Annotated in this window: 20 protein-coding genes, 1 tRNA gene, 1 other RNA gene and 1 pseudogene; 15 read left to right on the top strand and 8 right to left on the bottom strand. The window is 46.9% G+C overall.

The window, feature by feature from the left end; genetic code table 11:
- The first annotated feature begins 30 nt into the window (after nt 1-30).
- Together QFZ80_RS32520 and QFZ80_RS32515 are read left to right on the top strand one after the other, a co-directional pair.
- Nucleotides 31-300 (top strand): HPr family phosphocarrier protein, encoded by a 270-nt coding sequence (locus QFZ80_RS32520; RefSeq protein WP_028555561.1) that lies wholly within the window; start codon nt 31-33, stop codon nt 298-300.
- Between the two features lie 212 nt (nt 301-512).
- On the top strand, nt 513-2,282 hold the full coding sequence (locus QFZ80_RS32515; protein ID WP_307562897.1) for a copper amine oxidase N-terminal domain-containing protein: 1,770 nt from the start codon (nt 513-515) through the stop codon (nt 2,280-2,282).
- Between the two features lie 200 nt (nt 2,283-2,482).
- Here the strand turns inward: QFZ80_RS32515 and clpP are convergent, their stop codons facing one another.
- Nucleotides 2,483-3,064: an ATP-dependent Clp endopeptidase proteolytic subunit ClpP gene (gene clpP / locus QFZ80_RS32510; protein WP_029195996.1), complete on the bottom strand. Its 582-nt coding sequence runs from the start codon at nt 3,062-3,064 to the stop codon at nt 2,483-2,485.
- A gap of 231 nt (nt 3,065-3,295) precedes the next feature.
- Nucleotides 3,296-3,367, bottom strand: a tRNA-Arg gene (locus QFZ80_RS32505).
- A gap of 304 nt (nt 3,368-3,671) precedes the next feature.
- On the opposite strand from QFZ80_RS32505, the gene QFZ80_RS32500 reads away from it, so the two are divergent.
- From QFZ80_RS32500 to QFZ80_RS39225, 13 genes are all read left to right on the top strand, one after another.
- Complete coding sequence (locus QFZ80_RS32500) at nt 3,672-4,694, top strand: sugar-binding transcriptional regulator (protein WP_307551369.1); 1,023 nt, start codon at nt 3,672-3,674, stop codon at nt 4,692-4,694.
- An 85-nt stretch (nt 4,695-4,779) separates the two neighbouring features.
- Entirely contained in the window at nt 4,780-5,787 is a 1,008-nt protein-coding gene (gap, locus tag QFZ80_RS32495; protein ID WP_171641362.1) for a type I glyceraldehyde-3-phosphate dehydrogenase, read from the top strand.
- 122 nt (nt 5,788-5,909) lie between these two features.
- The gene (locus QFZ80_RS32490; RefSeq protein WP_307551370.1) at nt 5,910-7,091 is read left to right on the top strand and encodes a phosphoglycerate kinase; all 1,182 of its coding nucleotides are present in this window, start codon (nt 5,910-5,912) and stop codon (nt 7,089-7,091) included.
- 70 nt (nt 7,092-7,161) lie between these two features.
- Nucleotides 7,162-7,914 (top strand): triose-phosphate isomerase, encoded by a 753-nt coding sequence (tpiA, locus tag QFZ80_RS32485; protein ID WP_307551371.1) that lies wholly within the window; start codon nt 7,162-7,164, stop codon nt 7,912-7,914.
- Nucleotide 7,915: 1 nt separating this feature from the next.
- The gene (gene gpmI, locus QFZ80_RS32480) at nt 7,916-9,454 is read left to right on the top strand and encodes a 2,3-bisphosphoglycerate-independent phosphoglycerate mutase (protein WP_307551372.1); all 1,539 of its coding nucleotides are present in this window, start codon (nt 7,916-7,918) and stop codon (nt 9,452-9,454) included.
- A 34-nt stretch (nt 9,455-9,488) separates the two neighbouring features.
- The gene (eno, locus tag QFZ80_RS32475; RefSeq protein WP_171641369.1) at nt 9,489-10,781 is read left to right on the top strand and encodes a phosphopyruvate hydratase; all 1,293 of its coding nucleotides are present in this window, start codon (nt 9,489-9,491) and stop codon (nt 10,779-10,781) included.
- A 117-nt stretch (nt 10,782-10,898) separates the two neighbouring features.
- Nucleotides 10,899-11,609 carry a M50 family metallopeptidase gene (locus tag QFZ80_RS32470; RefSeq protein WP_307551374.1) on the top strand — a complete coding sequence of 237 codons (711 nt, stop codon included), beginning with the start codon at nt 10,899-10,901 and terminating at the stop codon, nt 11,607-11,609.
- Between the two features lie 103 nt (nt 11,610-11,712).
- Complete coding sequence (secG, locus tag QFZ80_RS32465) at nt 11,713-11,949, top strand: preprotein translocase subunit SecG (RefSeq protein ID WP_307551375.1); 237 nt, start codon at nt 11,713-11,715, stop codon at nt 11,947-11,949.
- 76 nt (nt 11,950-12,025) lie between these two features.
- Complete coding sequence (locus QFZ80_RS32460) at nt 12,026-12,829, top strand: alpha/beta hydrolase (protein ID WP_307562894.1); 804 nt, start codon at nt 12,026-12,028, stop codon at nt 12,827-12,829.
- 38 nt (nt 12,830-12,867) lie between these two features.
- Nucleotides 12,868-15,765 carry a ribonuclease R gene (rnr, locus tag QFZ80_RS32455; protein WP_307562892.1) on the top strand — a complete coding sequence of 966 codons (2,898 nt, stop codon included), beginning with the start codon at nt 12,868-12,870 and terminating at the stop codon, nt 15,763-15,765.
- Nucleotides 15,766-15,860: 95 nt separating this feature from the next.
- On the top strand, nt 15,861-16,343 hold the full coding sequence (gene smpB, locus QFZ80_RS32450) for an SsrA-binding protein SmpB (RefSeq protein ID WP_307562890.1): 483 nt from the start codon (nt 15,861-15,863) through the stop codon (nt 16,341-16,343).
- 173 nt (nt 16,344-16,516) lie between these two features.
- Nucleotides 16,517-16,881, top strand: a transfer-messenger RNA (tmRNA) gene (gene ssrA, locus QFZ80_RS32445).
- Between the two features lie 389 nt (nt 16,882-17,270).
- Nucleotides 17,271-17,486, top strand: coding sequence for a hypothetical protein (locus QFZ80_RS39225; RefSeq protein WP_373460223.1), 216 nt, complete (start codon nt 17,271-17,273; stop codon nt 17,484-17,486).
- On the opposite strand, the pseudogene QFZ80_RS32440 reads toward QFZ80_RS39225, so the two are convergent.
- From QFZ80_RS32440 to QFZ80_RS32415, 6 genes and pseudogenes are all read right to left on the bottom strand, one after another.
- Nucleotides 17,379-18,401: pseudogene (locus QFZ80_RS32440) on the bottom strand (recombinase family protein); the annotation flags it as partial. The gene QFZ80_RS39225 and the pseudogene QFZ80_RS32440 overlap by 108 nt on opposite strands.
- 62 nt (nt 18,402-18,463) lie before the next feature.
- Nucleotides 18,464-18,886: a recombinase family protein gene (locus QFZ80_RS32435; protein ID WP_307562888.1), complete on the bottom strand. Its 423-nt coding sequence runs from the start codon at nt 18,884-18,886 to the stop codon at nt 18,464-18,466.
- Between the two features lie 61 nt (nt 18,887-18,947).
- Nucleotides 18,948-19,124, bottom strand: coding sequence for a hypothetical protein (locus tag QFZ80_RS32430; RefSeq protein ID WP_307562886.1), 177 nt, complete (start codon nt 19,122-19,124; stop codon nt 18,948-18,950).
- A 110-nt stretch (nt 19,125-19,234) separates the two neighbouring features.
- The gene (locus QFZ80_RS32425; RefSeq protein ID WP_307562883.1) at nt 19,235-19,549 is read right to left on the bottom strand and encodes a DUF960 family protein; all 315 of its coding nucleotides are present in this window, start codon (nt 19,547-19,549) and stop codon (nt 19,235-19,237) included.
- Nucleotides 19,549-20,019, bottom strand: a complete 471-nt coding sequence (locus QFZ80_RS32420) for a JAB domain-containing protein (protein WP_307562881.1) — start codon at nt 20,017-20,019, stop codon at nt 19,549-19,551. Before QFZ80_RS32420 ends, QFZ80_RS32425 begins: the two co-directional genes overlap by 1 nt.
- Entirely contained in the window at nt 20,016-20,441 is a 426-nt protein-coding gene (locus tag QFZ80_RS32415; RefSeq protein ID WP_307562879.1) for a hypothetical protein, read from the bottom strand. Before QFZ80_RS32415 ends, QFZ80_RS32420 begins: the two co-directional genes overlap by 4 nt.
- Nucleotides 20,442-20,501 lie beyond the last annotated feature (60 nt).

Genomic DNA, 20,501 nt, shown 5'->3' with positions numbered 1-20,501 from the left:
ATAAGCTCCATATTAGGGGGAATTAGTTCCATGTCCAGACGTCCAGTCGTTGTGAAGTTGAGAACAGGACTTCATGCCAGACCTGCGGCATTGTTTGTTCAAGAGGCGAATAAATTTTCATCTGAGATCTTTGTTGAGAAAGATGAAAAGAAAGTGAATGCGAAAAGCATCATGGGAATTATGAGTCTTGCGATCAGTACAGGGACCGAAGTCTTCATAAGTGCAGAAGGTTCGGACGCCGAGCAGGCTGTAAACGCTTTAGTCACATTAGTCAGCAAGGAAGAATTGGAAAACCAATAATCCTTCAAAAGCTTCCTTTCGAGGAGGCTTTTTTGCGAGTGAAGTGGCCGTACCGTACAGCGAAGTTTAATAAGTGTCAAATTTGTTAACAATTAGGGAAATTAGCAACCTTTTTCTCTTGTCGACGTCTAATGAACGTGGTCAACGAAGGAAAGGGCTATTTGCCATTTCCACCGTGCTGCATTCAAATGTTAAAGGAGCCAGAGAAGAGAATGAAATTGAATTCGCTAAAAAAAGAGGTTACCCTCCTGCTTGCGTTGATCGTGTTTCTTGCTAGTACGATCGTAGCACCGGCAGCTCATGCGGTATCGACAAGCTCGTCCTTCATTTTACTTTATATCGATAAGTCAGAAGCGTTCGTGAATGAGGAGCAAATCCATTTGGAGTCTCCGTCTACGATTATCAATGGCAGTACATTCGTACCTGCTAAGTTTCTTGGGGATACGATGGGTTTCAAGGTGGAGTGGAATGATGCTTCACGGACCATACAGATGACTCCTCCGGGTTACGACATTGTTCTCGATGTTGATCATAAGACGGTGACGACTAATGGGGTAGATACACCTTTCGACACGGTTGCTGCGATCGTAAATGGGAAGCTTCTGGTGAAGCTTACTTGGTTGGCAGACTATATGGGCGCAAAGTATAAATATAACAACGAACTCCGTCGAGTGGAAATCGTACACTTTAAGTCGCCTGAGGGCATCTACATTGACCAGGATAGCAATTCCAGACCGGTAGCCAAGTTTACAACAGCGAAGCCTACATACCGTCTTGGAGAGCCTGTGAAGTATCTTGATCTAAGCTATGATCCCGATGCGGAAGGTATTGCGTCCTATGATTGGGCAGGCAATCAGGAAGCTTTTTTCAAACCAGGTAAATATCCGGTTACTTTGACAGTTAAAGATCGTCACGGGCATGTAAGTAAATTGTTCAAGAGCTTTGTAACGGTAGTTAACGAACCCTATTTGACTGAAGTGGAATACCCGATTTATACGAAGCCGGTTGGTGGTTTCATCAAGTCGGACTGGGGCACGATTTGGGCTCATTTCAATGAGATGCCTCTTTTGCCTAAGAAAGTAACTGAGGTTCCAGGACGTACGCTTCTAGTGAGTGACAGTCCGGAAGAGTTTTTTGAGAGTGGTATTTTGTACCGCGACAACATCAATGGTAAGGCACGACTGTATGCCGATCACATCAATGGTACGAAGCAAAAGATGACCATGGCCATATTTGCAACGAATAACTCGGATAAACCGGTTAAAATCAAGACAACGAACAAAGGAGAGGTATATCCTTCCGTTTATGCGAATTTGATCGGTAGTGAAGCGTCTGTTGACTTCCTTTTAGGCAATGTATACACGGACGAACTGACGGTTCCTCCTCATGAGACTTACGTGTATGCGAAGCTTCCGGACTTTTATCCGGGGCAGGGTGTGAACTTATTTTACGATGTGGAAACAGACGGTGAGCTGCAAATCTCATTCGGTGTAACGGATCGCATGCTGACGCCAACGATTGCACAAGAGCTTCCGTTATTGGGCTTCACAGGCCATGTACGAGGGACGTTCCCGATATCGGAGATTAAATGGGATATAGACGCCACAAGCTTCACAAAAACGTCGGTACTAACGATCGGGGATAACAAGACAGATCCGTTCGTTAAAGGGTATGACGTGATGCGGAAGCAGAATGTCGAGAACGGCGGTAATTATGGCGTAGTCTATAAAATCCATGCGGATAAGCCGCGCAAAATGGCTGTAATGATTATGGCCAAAGGCGGCGTGTTCAAAGGACCGTTCAAAATAAACGGTGAGATCATTCCGGTACCATATTCCGGTGTCATCACAGCATTTGACGGAATGCAAGTGCTCGCTCGTACAACGGGTACGGAAGATGCGCTGGACATCGAGTTCACGCCTCCGGCAGGCTCGGCTTTCCCGATTGACCTGATTTTCTATCCGATGGAAGATAAAAAATAAAAAAAAGTTTGAAAAGATAGGAGCCTTCGGAGACTAGTTAATAACACTAGTACTTCGGGGGCTTTTATTTTTATGTTTATGAGTTTACGGCAGCTGTGAGGAGTGGAAAGTGACGAATAGGGTTCCATACGAGGCGTAAAAAAACCAGCCGCACGGCCGCTCGTTTGAGCAATCATGCAGGCTGGTTTTTATTCTACAAATTAGACGCGCTCGATGACTTTATCGATGAGTCCGTATTCGGCCGCTTCCGCAGCACTCATGAAATTGTCCCGGTCTGTATCCTTTTCAATGCGCTCGAAAGTTTGACCCGTGCGCTCTGCTAGGATTTTGTTCAGGTTGTCTCTCATTTTCAAAATACGCTTAGCGCGGATTTCGATGTCTGAGGCTTGACCTTCAGCACCACCTAGTGGTTGGTGAATCATGACTTCACTGTTTGGCAAAGCATAACGTTTGCCTTTGGCACCTGCTGTGAGGAGGAATGCCCCCATGGAAGCCGCCATACCAACGCAGATCGTGGATACGTCTGGCTTAATGAACTGCATCGTGTCAAAGATGGCCATACCGGCTGTAATGGAACCGCCAGGGCTGTTGATGTAAAGCGAGATATCTTTATCAGGATCTTGTGCGGCCAAGAAAAGTAGCTGAGCAATGATGGAATTCGCCACAACATCGTTGACACCCGTGCCTAAGAAAATAATGCGGTCCTTCAGCAAGCGAGAGTAGATGTCATACCCTCTTTCACCGCGCGCGTCCTGTTCGACGACCATAGGAATAAAACTCATGAGAATGACCTCCTTGGGGTGGGTACATGGTTTAAAAGATTGATGCTTGGAGTCAATGTCATCATTGAATTATGAAATTGATCTCCTTTGTACATACTGTTTACAGTATCTACAAGTATGATAACGAAAAAACCTCTGAAGGTCAAGAAAGGTCAAACTAACAACAAAAAAAATCAGCAACAATGCTGATTTTGGCCATTCTGATGCTGATTCTGCTGAAATTCTTATGAACGCGCCCGAAAGGAATCGAACCTTTATCTCAGGCTTCGGAGGCCTACGTCATATCCATTGGACCACGGGCGCATAAAAAGTTAAAAAGTGAAGCAAGGGTTATTATATGTCAGACGCCCAGAAAAAGCAAGACAGTAAGCCCTTTCAGCCCAGATTAGTGAAAAATGTTTGAACAAATGTTGAATCTGGAAAGATTATTGGTTATAATGAAAAAGTAAGTTATCAGAAAACATTCACGCTTAACAATCTTCAGTGAATTCAACTTTCTGATGTGTGAATTGTGCAAGGAACTTTTTTTTCGCCCGGGTGGGACGCAAAATGTATACCCGGGACATAAAACGTCCATCGACGGATCAGGAGCGTTATAAGTCGTCATATGAGAGAAATACTTGACATTCAGAAACAGCTCTTGCCGGATCTCATGGACATCATGAAGAAGCGGTACTCGATCCTACATCATATCTTAGTCTCAGGTGTTGTCGGACGTAGAACGTTAGCTTCTTCACTCGATATGACTGAACGCGTGCTGCGCGGGGAAGTTGATTTCCTTAAGGAGCTTGGACTTCTCGAATCGGATGCCACAGGGATGAAGATTACAGAGTCCGGCCGTCAATTGCTTGAAGACATGCAGCCCATCATTAAGATGGCTTTTGGATTGACGGACTTGGAGGAAAGCATTGCTAAGTCGTACAGCATCTCGCAAGTGATTGTTGTTCCGGGAGACTCCGACACTTCGGTATTTACGAAGAAGGAGCTAGGACGTGCAGGTGCAGCAGCACTCCGCAAGTATGTGTCCAAAGATGACATCATCGCTGTAACCGGCGGATCTACGATGGCGCAGATTGCCAATAACCTGGCGATATCCTCTTCCATGAAAGGCAGCTGGTTCGTACCTGCTCGCGGTGGACTTGGTGAGAGTGTGGATATGCAGGCGAATACCATTGCTTCTATTATGGCCAAGAAAACAGGCGGTAAATACCGATTGCTGCATGTACCGGATCATCTCGGGGAGGAAGCGTACCAATCGCTTATCCAAGATCCGCAAATTCAAGAAGTTGTTGACGCAGTTCGCAGTTGTCGCATCGTTGTACACGGTATCGGGGATGCTATGGTCATGGCACGCAGACGTAAGGTCGACGCGGAGACGACACGCAGTCTGGAAGCCGAAGGTGCTCTCGCAGAGGCGTTAGGGTACTATTTTGACCGCCAAGGCAATGTGGTTCACAAGATGCCAACCGTAGGACTTCGTCTGGAGGATCTTCAGCGTATTGAAGTCGTCATTGGTGTAGCCGGCGGGAAGAGTAAAGGGGAAGCAATAGCTTCCGTGCTTCGTCATGGACAGGAAGATGTTCTTGTGACCGATGAGGCAGCAGCTTTGGAAATTATGAAGCATGTTTAATGAAGACGAAAGACATCATAACGTATGCCTTCATCAGCTGCGTTTTGAAATATAATTATTTATTTAATCTTAGGAGGAATTGGCTATGACAACAAAAGTAGGTATTAACGGTTTCGGACGTATTGGTCGTAACGTATTTCGCGCAGCTTTGAACAACTCAGAAGTACAGATCGTTGCAGTAAACGATTTGACTGACGTTAAAACATTGGCTCATTTGCTCAAATATGACACAACTCACGGTAAACTAGACGCTACAGTTGAAGCTGGTGAAGGCGAATTGATCGTTAACGGTCGTTCCATCAAAGTTTTTGCTGAGCGTGACCCTGGGAACTTGCCTTGGGCATCTGTAGGCGCAGAAATCGTTATCGAATCTACTGGTATTTTCACAGCTAAAGAAAAAGCATCCCTTCACTTGAAAGGCGGAGCTAAGAAAGTTATCATTTCCGCTCCAGCTTCCGACGAAGATATCACAATCGTACTTGGTGTTAACGAAGATAAATACGATCCAGCAGCTCACACAATTATCTCCAACGCTTCTTGTACGACAAACTGTCTGGCTCCTTTCGCGAAAGTTATCAACGATAGCTTCGGTATCGTAAAAGGTATGATGACAACTGTTCACTCTTACACAAATGACCAATCCGTGCTTGACGTTCCTCATAAAGATCTTCGTCGTGCTCGCGCAGCAGCTGAGAACATCATTCCTTCCAGCACTGGTGCAGCAAAAGCAATCGGTCTTGTTCTTCCTGAACTTAAAGGCAAATTGAACGGTATGGCTATGCGTGTTCCTACACCTAACGTATCCGTTACTGATTTGGTAGTTGAATTGAAAGTTAACGTAACAGTTGACGAAGTAAACGCAGCTCTGAAACAAGCTTCCGAAGGCCCGCTTAAAGGCATTCTGAACTACACAGAAGATGCGCTAGTATCCAGCGACTTCAATGGTGACCCAGCTTCCTCCACAATCGATGCTCTTTCCACAATGGTAGTTGGCGACAACATGCTGAAAGTGGTTTCCTGGTACGATAACGAGTGGGGCTACTCCAACCGTGTTGTTGACTTGGTAGCTTTCATCGCTAAAAAAGGTCTGTAATTTCATAGACATCACATGAAAAACCACATGAAGGGGAGAAGAGATTCTCCTCTTTATGTGCGATTTACCCATATAAAAGCTTGGCCGCAAGTATACCCTACACGTTCAGGAGGCTTTGACCTATGAGTAAGAAAAGTGTTCGCGATGTTGAAGTAGCTGGTAAAAGAGTATTTGTTCGCGTTGATTTCAACGTACCTGTAGAGAATGGTCAAATCACCGACGAAACACGAATTAGAGAATCACTGCCTACGATTAAATTCTTAGTAGAAAAAGGCGCGAAAGTCATCCTTGCGAGTCATTTCGGACGTCCGAAAGGTCAAGTCGTGGAAGAATTGCGTTTGACGCCTGTAGCCGCAAAGTTGGCTGAATTACTTGGTCAATCCGTGATTAAAGCGGATGTATCGATTGGCGAAATCGTGAAGGCGCAAGTGGATGCTCTTGAAAATGGTGACGTTCTCTTGCTTGAAAACGTTCGTTTCAATGAAGGTGAAGAGAAAAATGATCCAGAACTCGCAAAAGCTTTTGCTGAGCTTGCAGACCTGTTCGTTAATGATGCATTCGGTGCTGCTCACCGTGCGCATGCTTCGACGGAAGGAATCGCACACTTCATTCCAGCAGTTTCCGGCTTATTGATGGAGAAAGAGCTTGATGTTCTAGGTAAAGCATTGAACAACCCAGAGCGTCCTTTCACAGCCATCGTTGGCGGATCCAAAGTGAAAGACAAGATCGCTGTCATTGAGAACCTCCTGAACATTGCAGATAACGTCCTTATTGGCGGTGGTCTGTCCTATACATTCCTGAAAGCACAAGGTCACGAAATCGGTAAATCCCTCGTGGATAACGAGAAACTAGACCTAGCGCTTAGCTTCATTGAGAAAGCCAAAGAAAAAGGCGTTAACTTCTTAATTCCAGTTGATATCGTTGTCGCTGATAAATTCAGCGCAGATGCGAACACACAAATCGTTGACGTTGACGGCATTCCTGCGGATTGGGAAGGCATTGACATCGGACCGAAAACGCGTGAGCTTTACGCAGACGTTATCGCGAAATCCAAGCTGGTTGTTTGGAACGGACCGATGGGCGTATTCGAAATCGAGCCTTTCTCCCACGGTACACGTGAAGTAGCACAAGCTTGTGCAACTACTGAGGGTTATACCGTTATCGGTGGTGGCGATTCCGCTGCAGCAACAGAGAAATTCCACTTGGCTGACCAAATGAACCATATGTCCACAGGCGGCGGAGCTTCCTTGGAATTCATGGAAGGCAAAGCATTGCCAGGCGTAGTAGCCTTGAACGATAAATAATGATTTTCACGAAAAAGCTTATGCTTACGCCGTCAGTTATTCTGACGAATAACTTTAAGGAGCCTATCCAATGAGTAGAAAACCGATTATCGCGGGTAACTGGAAAATGTTCAAAACTGTTTCCGAAGCAATTAGCTTCGTAAATGAAGTAAAAGGCAGCACAGTAGAAGGCGTTGAGAGCGTAATTTGCTCCCCATTCACGAATCTGCCTACTTTGGTTGAAGCTGTGAAAGGTACTGACGTTCACGTAGGTGCGCAAAACTTGCATTTCGAAGACAATGGCGCATACACAGGCGAAATCAGCGGCGTTATGCTGAAGGATCTTGGTGTGGAGTATGTTATTATCGGTCACTCCGAGCGTAGAGCTTACTTCGCTGAGACAGATGAAATCGTGAATAAGAAAGTCGTTGCAGCTTTCAAACACGGCCTAACTCCGATCCTTTGCGTAGGTGAAAAGTTGGAAGAGCGCGAAGCGGGTCAAACGAAAGATGTTTGTAAAGTGCAAACAGAAGCAGCTTTTGCTGGCCTTAGTGCAGAACAAGCAGCACAAGTTGTTATCGCTTATGAGCCAATCTGGGCTATTGGTACAGGTAAATCTTCCACTGCTGAAGATGCACAAGACGTCATCGGCTACATCCGTCAACTTGTGAGCGGTCTATACGGCGCGTCCGTAGCAGATGCAGTTCGCATTCAATATGGCGGCAGCGTGAAGCCGAACAACATTGCTGAGTACATGGCACAGCCTGACATTGATGGAGCACTTGTAGGCGGAGCGAGCTTAGAGCCAGCTTCCTACATCCAGCTTGTCCAGGGGGCGAAGTAACATGTCGAGACCGAAACCGGTAGCACTCATCATTCTCGATGGCTTCGGACTCCGCTCGGAAGAGCAGGGGAATGCGGTTGCTCATGCCAAAAAGCCTAACTACGACCGTTACTGGTCGAGTTATCCACATACAACCCTTACCGCTTGCGGTGAGGCCGTAGGTTTGCCAGAAGGCCAGATGGGGAATTCTGAAGTAGGACACCTGAACATTGGCGCAGGCCGTATCGTTTATCAGGATCTGACGCGGATTTCCAAATCGATTCGTGATGGTGAATTTTACGATAATGAAACGATTCTAGGCGCTTTTCGACATGCAAAAGCAAACGGAAAGAAGCTGCACCTCTACGGGCTGCTCTCCGATGGCGGCGTACATAGTCACATTCAGCATTTGTTCGCTTTGCTGGACTTGGCTAAGAAAGAACAATTTGATGATGTGTACATCCATGCTTTCCTAGATGGCCGCGACGTGGCTCCAGATTCCGCAAAGAGTTATATGGCCAGCCTGCAGCACAAAATCATGGAAGTCGGCGTAGGGCATATCGCAACCGTTCAAGGCCGCTATTATGCGATGGATCGCGATAAACGTTGGGAGCGGACGGAGAAATCCTACCGTGCCATGGTTTATGGCGAGGGGCCTGCTTACACAGATCCAATGAAAGCTATTGTTGAATCCTATGAGAAATCGATCTTCGACGAGTTCGTTATGCCAACGGTTATCGTCTCCGATGATGGCAAGCCGGTAGGTCTTGTAGAATCAGGGGATGCGGTTATCTTCTTCAACTTCCGCCCTGACCGTGCGATTCAGCTTTCGCAAGTCTTCACGAATGAAGATTTCCGCGGTTTTGACCGTGGTCCTAAAGTAGCTAAGAACCTGTACTACGTATGTCTGACACTGTTCAGTGAATCCGTAGACGGCTTCGTTGCCTACAAGCCTAAGGATCTCGACAATACCCTTGGCGAGGTGCTGGCTCAGAACGGTCTGAAGCAGCTTCGCGCAGCGGAAACAGAGAAATATCCACACGTGACGTTCTTCTTCAGTGGTGGTCGGGATGCTGAACTGCCAGGGGAAACGCGTCTTCTCATTCCTTCGCCGAAAGTAGCTACTTACGATTTGCAACCAGAAATGAGTGCATATGAGTTGGCAGCTGCTGTAGTTAAGGAAGTCGAAGCAGATCGTAATGACGTAATCGTCCTCAACTTCGCTAACCCTGACATGGTAGGTCACTCAGGTTTGTTGGAGCCTACGGTGAAAGCAATCGAAGCAACAGATGATTGTCTAGGTCAAGTTGTAGAAGCGATCCTCGCCAAAGGCGGCGTGGTGTGTATTACAGCAGATCACGGGAATGCAGATCTTGTTACGAATGCAGATGGATCACGCAACACAGCACATACAACGAATCCTGTGCCTTTTATTGTTACGGACAAATCTGTTACACTAAGAGACGGCGGAATTTTGGCAGATATTGCCCCAACGATGCTAGACTTCTTAGAGGTTACACAACCGGAACAGATGACCGGGACAACCATCATAAAGCGCTAATTAAAACATACTATTAAAGGAGTGTTTTCTAACAATGACGATTATTTCTGATGTTTATGCACGCGAAGTATTGGATTCCCGCGGTAACCCAACAGTTGAGGTAGAAGTATATCTAGAGTCCGGCGCTTTCGGCCGCGCTATCGTTCCTTCAGGCGCTTCCACAGGCGCATACGAGGCTGTTGAGCTTCGTGATGGTGACAAAGGTCGTTACCTTGGTAAAGGCGTTCTGAAAGCCGTTGAGAACGTGAACGAAATCATCGCTCCAGAAATCATCGGTCTTGACGCGCTTGATCAAGTTGGCATCGACCACAAAATGATCGAGCTTGACGGTACTCCTAACAAAGCAAAATTAGGCGCTAACGCAATCCTAGCTGTTTCCATGGCAGTAGCTCGCGCAGCAGCAGATGCTTTGGATGTTCCACTTTACGTATACCTTGGCGGATTCAACGCTAAGACGCTTCCAGTTCCTATGATGAACATCATCAACGGTGGGGCACATGCCGATAACAACGTTGACGTTCAAGAGTTCATGGTTCTGCCGGTAGGCGCGCCTACTTTCAAAGAAGCTCTTCGCATTGGCGCTGAGATTTTCCATAGCTTGAAATCCGTATTGAAAGAAAAAGGCCTTAACACTGCAGTTGGCGACGAAGGCGGATTCGCTCCTAACTTCACATCCAACGAAGAAGCAATCACGACGATCCTTACAGCAATCGAAAACGCTGGTTACAAACCAGGTGTTGACGTATTCTTGGGTATGGACGTTGCTTCCACAGAATTCTTCAAAGATGGTAAATACCACCTTGAAGGCGAAGGCAAATCCTTCACATCCGCTGAGTGGGTTGACTTCCTTGCTGCATGGGTTGATAAATACCCAATTATCACGGTTGAAGACGGTTGTTCCGAAGACGATTGGGAAGGTTGGAAATTGCTTACTGAGAAATTGGGTAACAAAGTTCAACTCGTTGGTGACGATCTATTCGTTACGAACACTGAGCGTCTTTCCAGAGGGATCGAAGAAAACATCGGTAACTCCATCTTGGTTAAAGTTAACCAAATCGGTACGCTTACTGAGACTTTTGATGCAATCGAAATGGCAAAACGCGCTGGTTACACAGCAGTAATCTCCCACCGGTCCGGTGAGAGCGAAGACAGCACAATCGCTGACATCGCTGTTGCTACCAACGCTGGTCAAATCAAAACAGGTGCTCCGTCCCGTACGGACCGTGTAGCGAAATACAACCAACTTCTTCGTATCGAAGACGAGTTATTCACTGTAGCTCAATACGCTGGTAAAAAAGCATTCTACAACTTGAGAAACTTCAAATAATTTCAGCCATAATATAGGGATGTTTGGGCGGAGCTCAAATTTTATATAGGGATCTTTGAACTAGTTCAAAGTCTCTCAGATATGATTAATTAATTAAATACCGAAGGGGTCTGCTGTATGAGCAACTGGGTGAAAACTATTTTATTTCTGATAGGTTCCGCGGTGCTCACGCACTGGATCCCTTCTTCTTTTTTTCGCAACATAGACACGATGGTTCATGAATTTGGGCATGCTGTGGTGACCTTGGCGCTATCGGGGAAAGTGATGTACATCGAGCTCTATGCCAATCATAGTGGTGTGACGTACTCAGCCATATCGAAACCGTGGGCGATCATTCCAGTGGCCTTAGCAGGTTATGTGACGGCGTCTCTCTTTGCTTGGTTCCTGTTCTCGGCTTATTCGAAAGGCAAGCAGCGTTTAGGTCTACAGGTGATGATCGCGCTTTCTGCTCTCTCGTTGGTATTGTTTGTCCGTAACGGATTCGGGATTATGTTCTTAGTCGGTTTCATTGCGCTGACGATCATTGTTATGGCGCTTACGCCAAAGTGGTTGCGTGATTTCTACTACTTACTGCTTGCTTTCTTATGCTTAGAAGAGTCTGTATTTGGCCCCTTCTCTTTGATCATCTATGCATGGGGGAATGCACGGCAAGCGGGTGATGCCTCCAATTTGGCGCAGCATACCGGCATTCCGGCTATGGTGTGGGCCGTCCTATTTACGCTTTTTGCTTTGTGGTGTGCTAAACAGGCCGTGCAAGCTTTTCTGGGGCGAAAAAAACGCGCTAAAAGTTGGGGTCAACAATCACCAACACCATCCTACCGCGACTAGAAGAGCACCACCAAAGTGGCCCTTTCTTGTATTCTAGGACGAACTGTGTTAAAATACTCATGCTAGTTGTATAAGGCAAAGAATAGGCAATTGGGGTGCTAACATGGTAATCTTTACGAAAATTTTGTTAATCATAGCTTCGGTTGGATTAATTGCGATTGTACTTTTACAAAAAGGCAAAAGCGCAGGTTTGTCCGGTGCCATTTCCGGTGGTGCAGAACACTTATTTGGTAAGCAAAAAGCACGCGGTTTGGAACTATTTTTGTCCCGTTTTACAATGGGGCTTGCTGCTGCATTTTTCATTCTTTCCATTGTCGTAGCATACGTAGTGAAGGCCTAACACACATAAAACGATAACAGCAGGGGAAATCTACTCCTGCTGTTTTTTCATTTTAAATGGGTGTTAGGAGTAGGAGTTGGTTACCATCGAGAGCAGAATTTACAAGTCGACAGAACCATTCTTTTGGTCAGGAAGTGGAGATAATCAAGAGACAGGCATACTGATGATCCATGGATTCACGGGGTCGCCCTCGGAGTTTAGACGGATTGGGTATGTGCTCAGAGATGAAGGCTACACCATCCAAGCTGTAAAGCTTCCAGGACATGGTACCTCACCCGAAGAAATGATACGAACCGGATGGACGGATTGGTATGGGCATGTGCTGGAGAGTTATGACGAGCTTGCAGCGAAATGCAAAAGCGTTGTTGTTATGGGACATTCAATGGGCGGACTGCTTGCCTTGAAGCTAGCTGTGGAACGTCGTACGGCTGGTGTTATTTCACTGGCTACGCCTATTTTTCTGAGATCAAGGAAGTCGGCGCTGGCCGCACTGCTGCAATATTTTATCAAATATGTAGCCAAGAAACCCAAACAAATCTCCACGTTATTAGATGAGTCATGTGCATATACCAAAACGCCGATTCGTTGCGTAGTAAGTTTACGTAAGCTGTTAAAACAAGTAAAAAGCTTGTTACCTCAAGTCGAAGTACCGATATGGATCGGTCAAGGGAGCAAGGATGGCGTGGTCCATCAGGAAAGCGCAGCGTTTTTACATAAGCGCATTAGTTCCCAAGTGAAAGAACTTCGTTATTACCCAGAGTCATCCCACGGAATGCTGCTGGATCAAGAGAGAGAGCTTATCTATGCCGATATCACTGCGTTTATCCTTTCTCTGAAAGTGGCATACTATGGAGTAAAGGAAACAAGTACGGCGAATTAGAAAGCTAGGCTCAACAACAACAAGAAGGTGAAGAGAGTATGATGACAGATAAAGAAATCATAAGTTTGATGCAAGAAGAGGCTTATAAGCCTATGTCCTATAAGGAACTTGAGAAGCATTTTGGGATTGAAAGTGCGAATGAGTTTAAGGATTTTATTAAATTGTTAAATCAATTAGAGGAAAGTGGTCACATTGTCAGAGGCGGAAATGACCGCTACGGCGTTCCTGAACGAATGAATTTGGTGAGAGGTAAGCTGCAAGCTCATGCGAAGGGCTTTGGTTTCTTAATTCCAGATGATCGGGACCACCCGGACGTATACATTAATGCACATGATCTAAATACCGCGATGAATGGCGACATTGTCTTCGTAAAGGTGACTGCGAGGAGTCAAGGCGGAGGCCGTCTGGAAGGCGAAGTCGTGCGAGTAATTACGCGTGCGAATACGCAAATTGTTGGCGTTTTTCAGAGTCAGGAGACATTTGGTTTCGTGATTGCGGATGATAAGCGTGTGTCTCGGGACATTTTCATCCCTCAGCATGCCTTCATGGGAGCTGTTACGGGGCAAAAAGTCGTTGTCAAGATTGTTAACTATCCAGAGGGCCGTTCTGCGGCTGAAGGGGAAGTTATCGAGATCCTTGGTCACAAAGATGATCCAGGCGTTGATATTTTGGCTATCGTACGCAAACACCAACTGCCAGAAGCTTTCCAAGAGGACGTGCTGGCGGAAGCAGATGCCGCACCGGATTCCATTACGGAAGAAGAAATTATTGGTCAAGGACGCCGCGATCTTCGTTCGAAGCGCATTGTAACGATTGATGGTGAAGATGCGAAGGACTTGGATGACGCGGTAAATGTGGAGCTTTTGGAAAACGGCAACCTTCGTTTGGGCGTGCATATTGCCGATGTTAGCTATTATGTGCGTGAAAGTACTGCTCTGGATATTGAAGCATATAATCGCGGCTGCTCCGTATATTTGACTGATCGTGTTATTCCGATGCTGCCTCATAGATTGTCTAACGGAATATGCTCGTTGAATCCTCGTGTAGATCGTTTAACCATGTCTTGTGAGATGGAGTTCGATGAGGATTTAAAACTGGTGAACCACGAAATTTTCACGAGTGTTATTAAAACTAGCGAACGCATGACATATACGAATGTGCGTAAACTTCTGAAAGGTGAAGCTGAGCCGGAAATTGTCGAGAAATATGCCTACTTGATGGAAGATTTCAAACGAATGGAAGAGTTGGCTGCAAGGCTGCGTTCTAGACGGATGAAGCGAGGGGCGATAGATTTTGACTTTGAGGAGTCTAAAATTATCGTTGATTCCGAAGGCAAACCTACGGATATCGTGAAAAGAGAACGTTCCGTCGCCGAAATGATGATCGAAGAGTTTATGTTAGCCGCTAATGAAACGGTTGCTGAGCATTTTTCATGGATGAAAGTGCCCTTCCTATACCGTGTTCATGAAGACCCTGATGCTGAGAAGCTGATGAATTTCATGGAGTTTGTGACGAACTTCGGGTACTCGGTTAAAGGTAAAGGGAATTCGGTACATCCACGGGCTTTGCAGGCGCTTTTGGAAGAGATTAAAGGGACTCCCGAAGAGACGGTTCTTAGTAAGATTATGCTTCGCTCCATGAAACAAGCTCGCTATGATGCGCAGAGTTTGGGGCATTTTGGTTTGGCGGCGGAATTTTATTCGCACTTTACATCGCCGATTCGTCGTTACCCCGATTTAATTATTCATCGGGTGATTCGCGAGGTGCTGGAAAGCGGCGGTACGTTATCCGATAAGCGTCATGAATATTTATCTTCGCGGATGAGTGATATTGCGCAGCAATCCTCAGAACGTGAGCGAGTTGCCGTTGATGCTGAACGTGAGACAGAAGCGCTGAAGAAAGCTCAATACATGCTGGATAAAGTCGGCGAGGAATTCGAAGGCATTATCTCCAGCGTTACCGGTTTCGGAATGTTCGTGGAGCTCGACAATACGGTTGAAGGCTTGATTCGCCTTAGCGATTTGACCGACGATTATTACAATTTCCATGAGAGACAGTTTGCTCTCATTGGTGAACGTACGTCCAAGATCTATCGAATCGGTGATGAGATCAAGATTCGCGTTGCTCGTGTCAATATGGATGAGCATACGATTGATTTTGAACTGCTCGATATGAAGCCTCGCAAAGAGGGCGGGTTTAGTCGCGGTGGAAAACCTCCATTTAAGGGTGCAGCTGGATTTAAAGGCTTCCGCGGGGGATCCGATAAAGGCAAACCTGAAAAGGGTAAAGGCGGATTCGCCGCCAAGGGTAAGGGCGGCTATGCGAAGGCTCAGGGCTCTGGTGCTGCTGGTGGAGAGCGCAGTAAGGAAAGAGCAGGAGTCGGAGGTACAGCTGAAGGCAAGGAAAGAGCTGAAAGAGTTGGTCAAGGGCGTGGCGGGGCTGGAGGCACAGGACGCGCTGCAGGTGGCGCTGCTCGCAGAATAGAAGCCGCAGCGCGAGTCGAAGGCGGAGCTGGGCAAGGGCGCGGTGAAGGCTCTGGGCGCGCAGAAGGTGGAGCAGGCCGTGCAGAGGGTGCCGCAGGGCAAGGCAAATCGCGCCGCGGTAAGTCTGGAAGCACGCCGTGGAGCGAGAAGCGCGGCAAAGGTGGAACTGGACGCAGCAAAGCGGGCAGTCCTAAGCTGAGCGAAGGCGGCAGCTTGAGCGCAAGGCTTGAATCTGTCGGCGCGGGGCGGACAGAGAGTGGTGCGGCTCGCAGCGAAAGCAAGCGCGGCCGCGGTGGGATTGCGCTTGGGAGCGAAGCCCAAGCGGGTGGTGGTTCGTCTGCTGCTCCGCGCAGCACAGGCGGCAGTGATTGGGCGAGCGGCGTGAACGCGCTAGCCAAGGGTGGTCGTCGTCGGAGTGACGACGGCGATGATAGCAAGAAGCGGCGGAGATAACGCCGCTTCTTGCTTTTCCGCCTTGATCTTGCTACAATAGGATGCACATTGTAGCAGTTTTTACCTGCATTGAACGTGCGGGAGGAGGATCTCACGTGGCAACGAAAAAGGCAGATGGCAAATTACTCGCCCAGAACAAAAAGGCTTCTCACGACTACTTTATTGAAGAAACGTATGAATGCGGTCTTGTCCTGACCGGCACGGAGATCAAATCCTTACGGGCAGGTAAAGCAAACATAGGCGATAGTTTTTCGACTATTCGCAATGGCGAAGCATTTGTGCACAACATGCATATAAGTCCTTTCGATCAAGGCAACCGAAGCAATCCGGAAGACCCAACACGGACGCGGAAGCTGCTCTTAAAAAAGGCGCAGATTGCCAAGATGCTAGGGCAGGCGAAGCAAGAAGGTTATACCCTCGTTCCATTGAAGGTGTATATCCGAAATGGTTACGCTAAGCTTTTGGTTGGCATAGGCAAAGGGAAAAAGCAGTACGACAAGCGTGAATCCGCAGCGAAAAAAGATGCACAGCGAGACATTCAACGTGCTCTGCGTGAGAAGCAGAAGATTGCCAGATAGTTGGCCAGCCCATACTGGAAGGCAACACCTCAACTTCCATGAACCTAGTCGTTCATTTTTCTGTAGCATGTGTTATACTAATTTAGCAGCAAAGATTTGAAAGCAATTTGGCTCAAATGATTATCCTGCTTTTCTTTTACCTTCACCGTCTATGACGGCAACGAAGGCAATCCGGGGGTGTTCTTGGATTCGACGGGGATAGTTTGGGCACGGGTTGCGGGTAGTGGGGCCGCGTCCACTATAAAACGCTAAAGCCTATTAAATGGCAAAACACAACAACCTTACGCTTTAGCAGCTTAATAACCTGTTAGCGTGCTCCTCCTCAGCATCGCCCATGTGACTGGGATAGGGGCTCAACTATAGTGGGATACGACGTTTGGTCTCCGCCTGGGGTCGGACGTAGGAAGACAATCAGGCTGACCCAACGCATAGCCGGTTACGGGGCGATGCTCGGGTGACATCAAAACTGTGACTACACCCGTAGATGCCTGTGTGGCGATATTTTCGGACAGGGGTTCGACTCCCCTCACCTCCATCAATCAAATCCACAACGGGGACCTTAAAGATAACTTCTACATGCTTTTCGTAGACGATTACCTTTTCCACATAGCTAGCGATGAACTTCTTGATCTCAGGAATGTCTCGCTTAGCGACGTAGTCCTCGAACTGAGAAAGCAGTTGTCGCAGAGTATCCTCTGTGATGGCTGCTTTTTCTGTTATGTCCTTAGTTGCAAGTAGCTTTTGCTCGAACTGCAGCTTTTGCGACTCCAGTTCCTCTAGTTTGCCTAGCAATGTGGCGTTGGAAGTGCCGCTGGCGATGGCATTGACGATGTTGGTGATCTGGCGCTCGATGCCTTCAAGGCTCTTGGCTAGGCGCTCTTTCTCATCTTTCACGCTGGATTCCTTAGAGTTCTGGTAGTCGTTCAGTTGTTTGGCAAGCAATGGAATAGCCTCCTCGTTAAAAATTTTCTCCTGCAATTGGGAAATGACGTAGCTTTCGATGTACTCTCGACGGAGTTCGGGGTTCTTACATTCCTTCGTCCGATCACGATTGCCGCAACGGTAAGTGACATATTTAATTTTGTTCCGACCGCTGAACTTGGTATTACCCATCAGGGCATACTGGGTGCCGACGTTTTTTAGGCACTCTCCGCAAACGATCAGGCCGCTCAGAAGGTACATCTCCTTTGCCTTATATGCTCCGGGCTGGCGCTTGTTGTCGTCCATCTTCTCCTGCGCTTGCTGGAATACTTCCTTCGAGATGAGGGTAGGCATTCCGCCTTCCACGCGAATCACGTCCTCGTCGGCTTTTTTTCGGTTGCCATTTCGCTTTCCCTCAAAATCTTTTCCGTCCGTGAGATTGAAAATGTAGGTTCCAGTGTACTTCTCGTTACGGAGAATGGTTCCTAAGGTTCCCTTGCTGACGGGCTTGCCGTACCGGGACTTGTAGCCCTTCTCGGCCAATTCTCGAATGATCTGATTGTAGCCGTGGCCTGCGAGAAACATAGAGAAAGTAGTCTCCACGATGCCGCGCTCATCTTCGTTAATGATGTATTTTTTCGTTATCGGATCAACCGAGTACCCGATAGGTGGGAGGCCACCAGTATGTTTCAACTGATACGCCGTCTCCCTCATTCCTTTCATTACCTCTCTTGATAAATTTTTGGAGTAGTATTCAGCCATACCTTCGAGAAGTGATTCCAGGATGACGCTCTCAGGTGAGCCGTCAAGGTTTTCAGTGACGCTGAGAAGTTTTACGCCATTCTTCTTTAGAATGCGTTTATACTTAGCGCTATCATACTTATCGCGACTGAAGCGATCCAACTTGTGAACCACGACTACATCAAATAGACCTTTCCCGCTATCCTCAATCATTTTTTGAAACTCAGGCCGTTTGTCTGAAGTTGCTGATTTAGCCCTATCAGGGTATACTCTGACAATTTCAAAATCGTTTCGTTTACAGTATCCCTCCATAGCTCTAACTTGTGCTTCTATCGACTCTTCGCGTTGATTATCACTGGAATATCTCGGGTATATAGCTGCGCGTGTGCTGGTCATGGTTAATTTTCTCCTCTCAATTTTTGTTACGGTATTTAAGGTGCAATTAACGTTTCATTGACCTAAGCGTACTTGTTCATCTCTTCTAAACGAGTGATTAAAGGACCGATGAGTAATTCGAGAATAGATTCTTGGATACGTTCTTCTGCGGATGCTTTCATCGTCTGTTCAGCTATCACAAGCTCTACACCGTTGTTCATTAGACGCTGCTTATAAATCGCTACATCCAGCATGTCGCGTCCGATGTTCTCTGCACGTTGGACGATTATTACATCAAAGAGCCCTTTCTTGCTATCCGAGAGGAGCTTTTGGAACATCGGCCTTTGAGTCAAAGTGGTGGAATGAGAGACGTCGCTGTAGATTTTCACGACTTTAAGCTGAATGGATTCTGCGTGATTTTCACAGGCGATTTTTTGCTGGTTGATAGCTTCTTCGATTTGAGATTGCTTTTCGATGCAAATGTAGATGGCTGCTCTTTTTGTCATAGTGTAGTTCTCTCCTTTAAGATTTATTACCCCTCCGCAGAGGGGAGGATGATGGATTTGATTAGTTGGATGAGTGCTTTTTCATTACGGCATCTAAAAGTATGACGGCGGGCTGGTAGTACGATTCGGGTGTCTCTCGGATTTGTTGGACAGATTCCCAACAGCTCGTGTCAGGGTCGATGCAGGATTGCTTGAGTTTCGTTCGGGAAATGCTTGTGAAGTAGCGTGAATGTTGCATGTTGTTTCCTCCTTAGTTATCAGCGTTTCTTGCGGTGTTCAATGATTTCGAGAATGAGCTGGGCGCTTGCCATGACGAATGAGATGATGGCTTTTTTCATACAAGCAGCCTCAGTATTCACTCGGCAACAGCATTGTGCAGTAAGTGCCGTTGTCGATGATCCAAACGATAATGTTGGATAAGGAATTAGATGAGCCTAAGATGTCGTGAACACGCTCGGTTTTTGGCTGCTCTTGCTGTTGTCGGATGCGTTGAATTACTTGCCCACGACTATGAACTACCGAAAGCGTAAATGTTTGTAAGTAGTCCAATTGCTTGTCTTCTTCCAAGTCTCGGTCGATGAGCGCCCACAGCGTGTTTTGCAGGCTTTCGGAAAGTGATTCCTCGATACCATGTGTTTTGTAACGTGTATGTTTTGGAAACATCACATCATCCCCCGTTCTTTCAAACTTACGAAGTTACCGTCGCCAAGAATGATGTGATCCAGTAGTTCAATGCCAAGTAATGTCCCGCTATCCCGAAGCCTCTCCGTGAGTTCTACATCCTCTGGGCTTGGGTCTGGCTGACCGGACGGATGGTTGTGGCAAGCAATGATAGAAGCTGAATTAGCCAGAATCGCTAGTTTAAAGGTTTCTCTTGGATGCACGATTGAGGCGTTTAATGACCCACTAGAAACCTGATGAATGGCGGTAGGCTCGTTCTTCGTATTCAGGCAAAGAATACAAAAGGACTCCCGGTCAAAATCACCTATGAACTGCTTGAAAAGGTCGGCAGCATCCTTAGGAGATCTAATGACTCGATTTGGGTAAAAAATGGACGTTCGTTCGCGCACCATACGGAGAGAGACGACTTCAACCCGTTTTCGTTTAGCTGGCTTTTTCATTTGGTCACTCATTGTAATCCCTCCGCCGCCGAGAGACCGGCCCGTTCCGCCAGCCATTGCCCCAGTTTCAGGTCTAAGGAATCATTTAAGATGTACATGAGTAGACAGCTTTCATTGTCGAACATGAAGCAGATTCGGTACATAGAAAGTTCGTTGGGTAGAGAGGTAAGCTCCACGTACTCAGGATTAGACTCTAGCAGATCAATTTGACTCGATCCAGGGCCGACGATCGGCAGACAGCGGAAGTTATCACTTGGCTCCAGCAGGACTATACAGTAGCCGTGTGAGTCCAGAGAAAGCGGCTTGTGATCGTCTTGGTGAAGCATAGTTTTTATTGTCTCGAACTGGGTAATGATGTAGTGTGAGGCGGCAGCTGGCAGTAGGCTGCTTTCTTGAAGCTGTTCAATATGAACGTGATTTGAAATGGTAAGCAAAGGACTTATCCCCCTTAGAATTTTACTGGAAAATTATGTATTCTAAGGAATAATATAAGC

This window comes from Paenibacillus sp. V4I7 (assembly GCF_030817275.1).
Lineage (GTDB): Bacteria > Bacillota > Bacilli > Paenibacillales > NBRC-103111 > Paenibacillus_E.
Note: the sequence above shows the minus strand (reverse complement) of the source record. Positions and strands in the feature narration are given on the sequence as shown.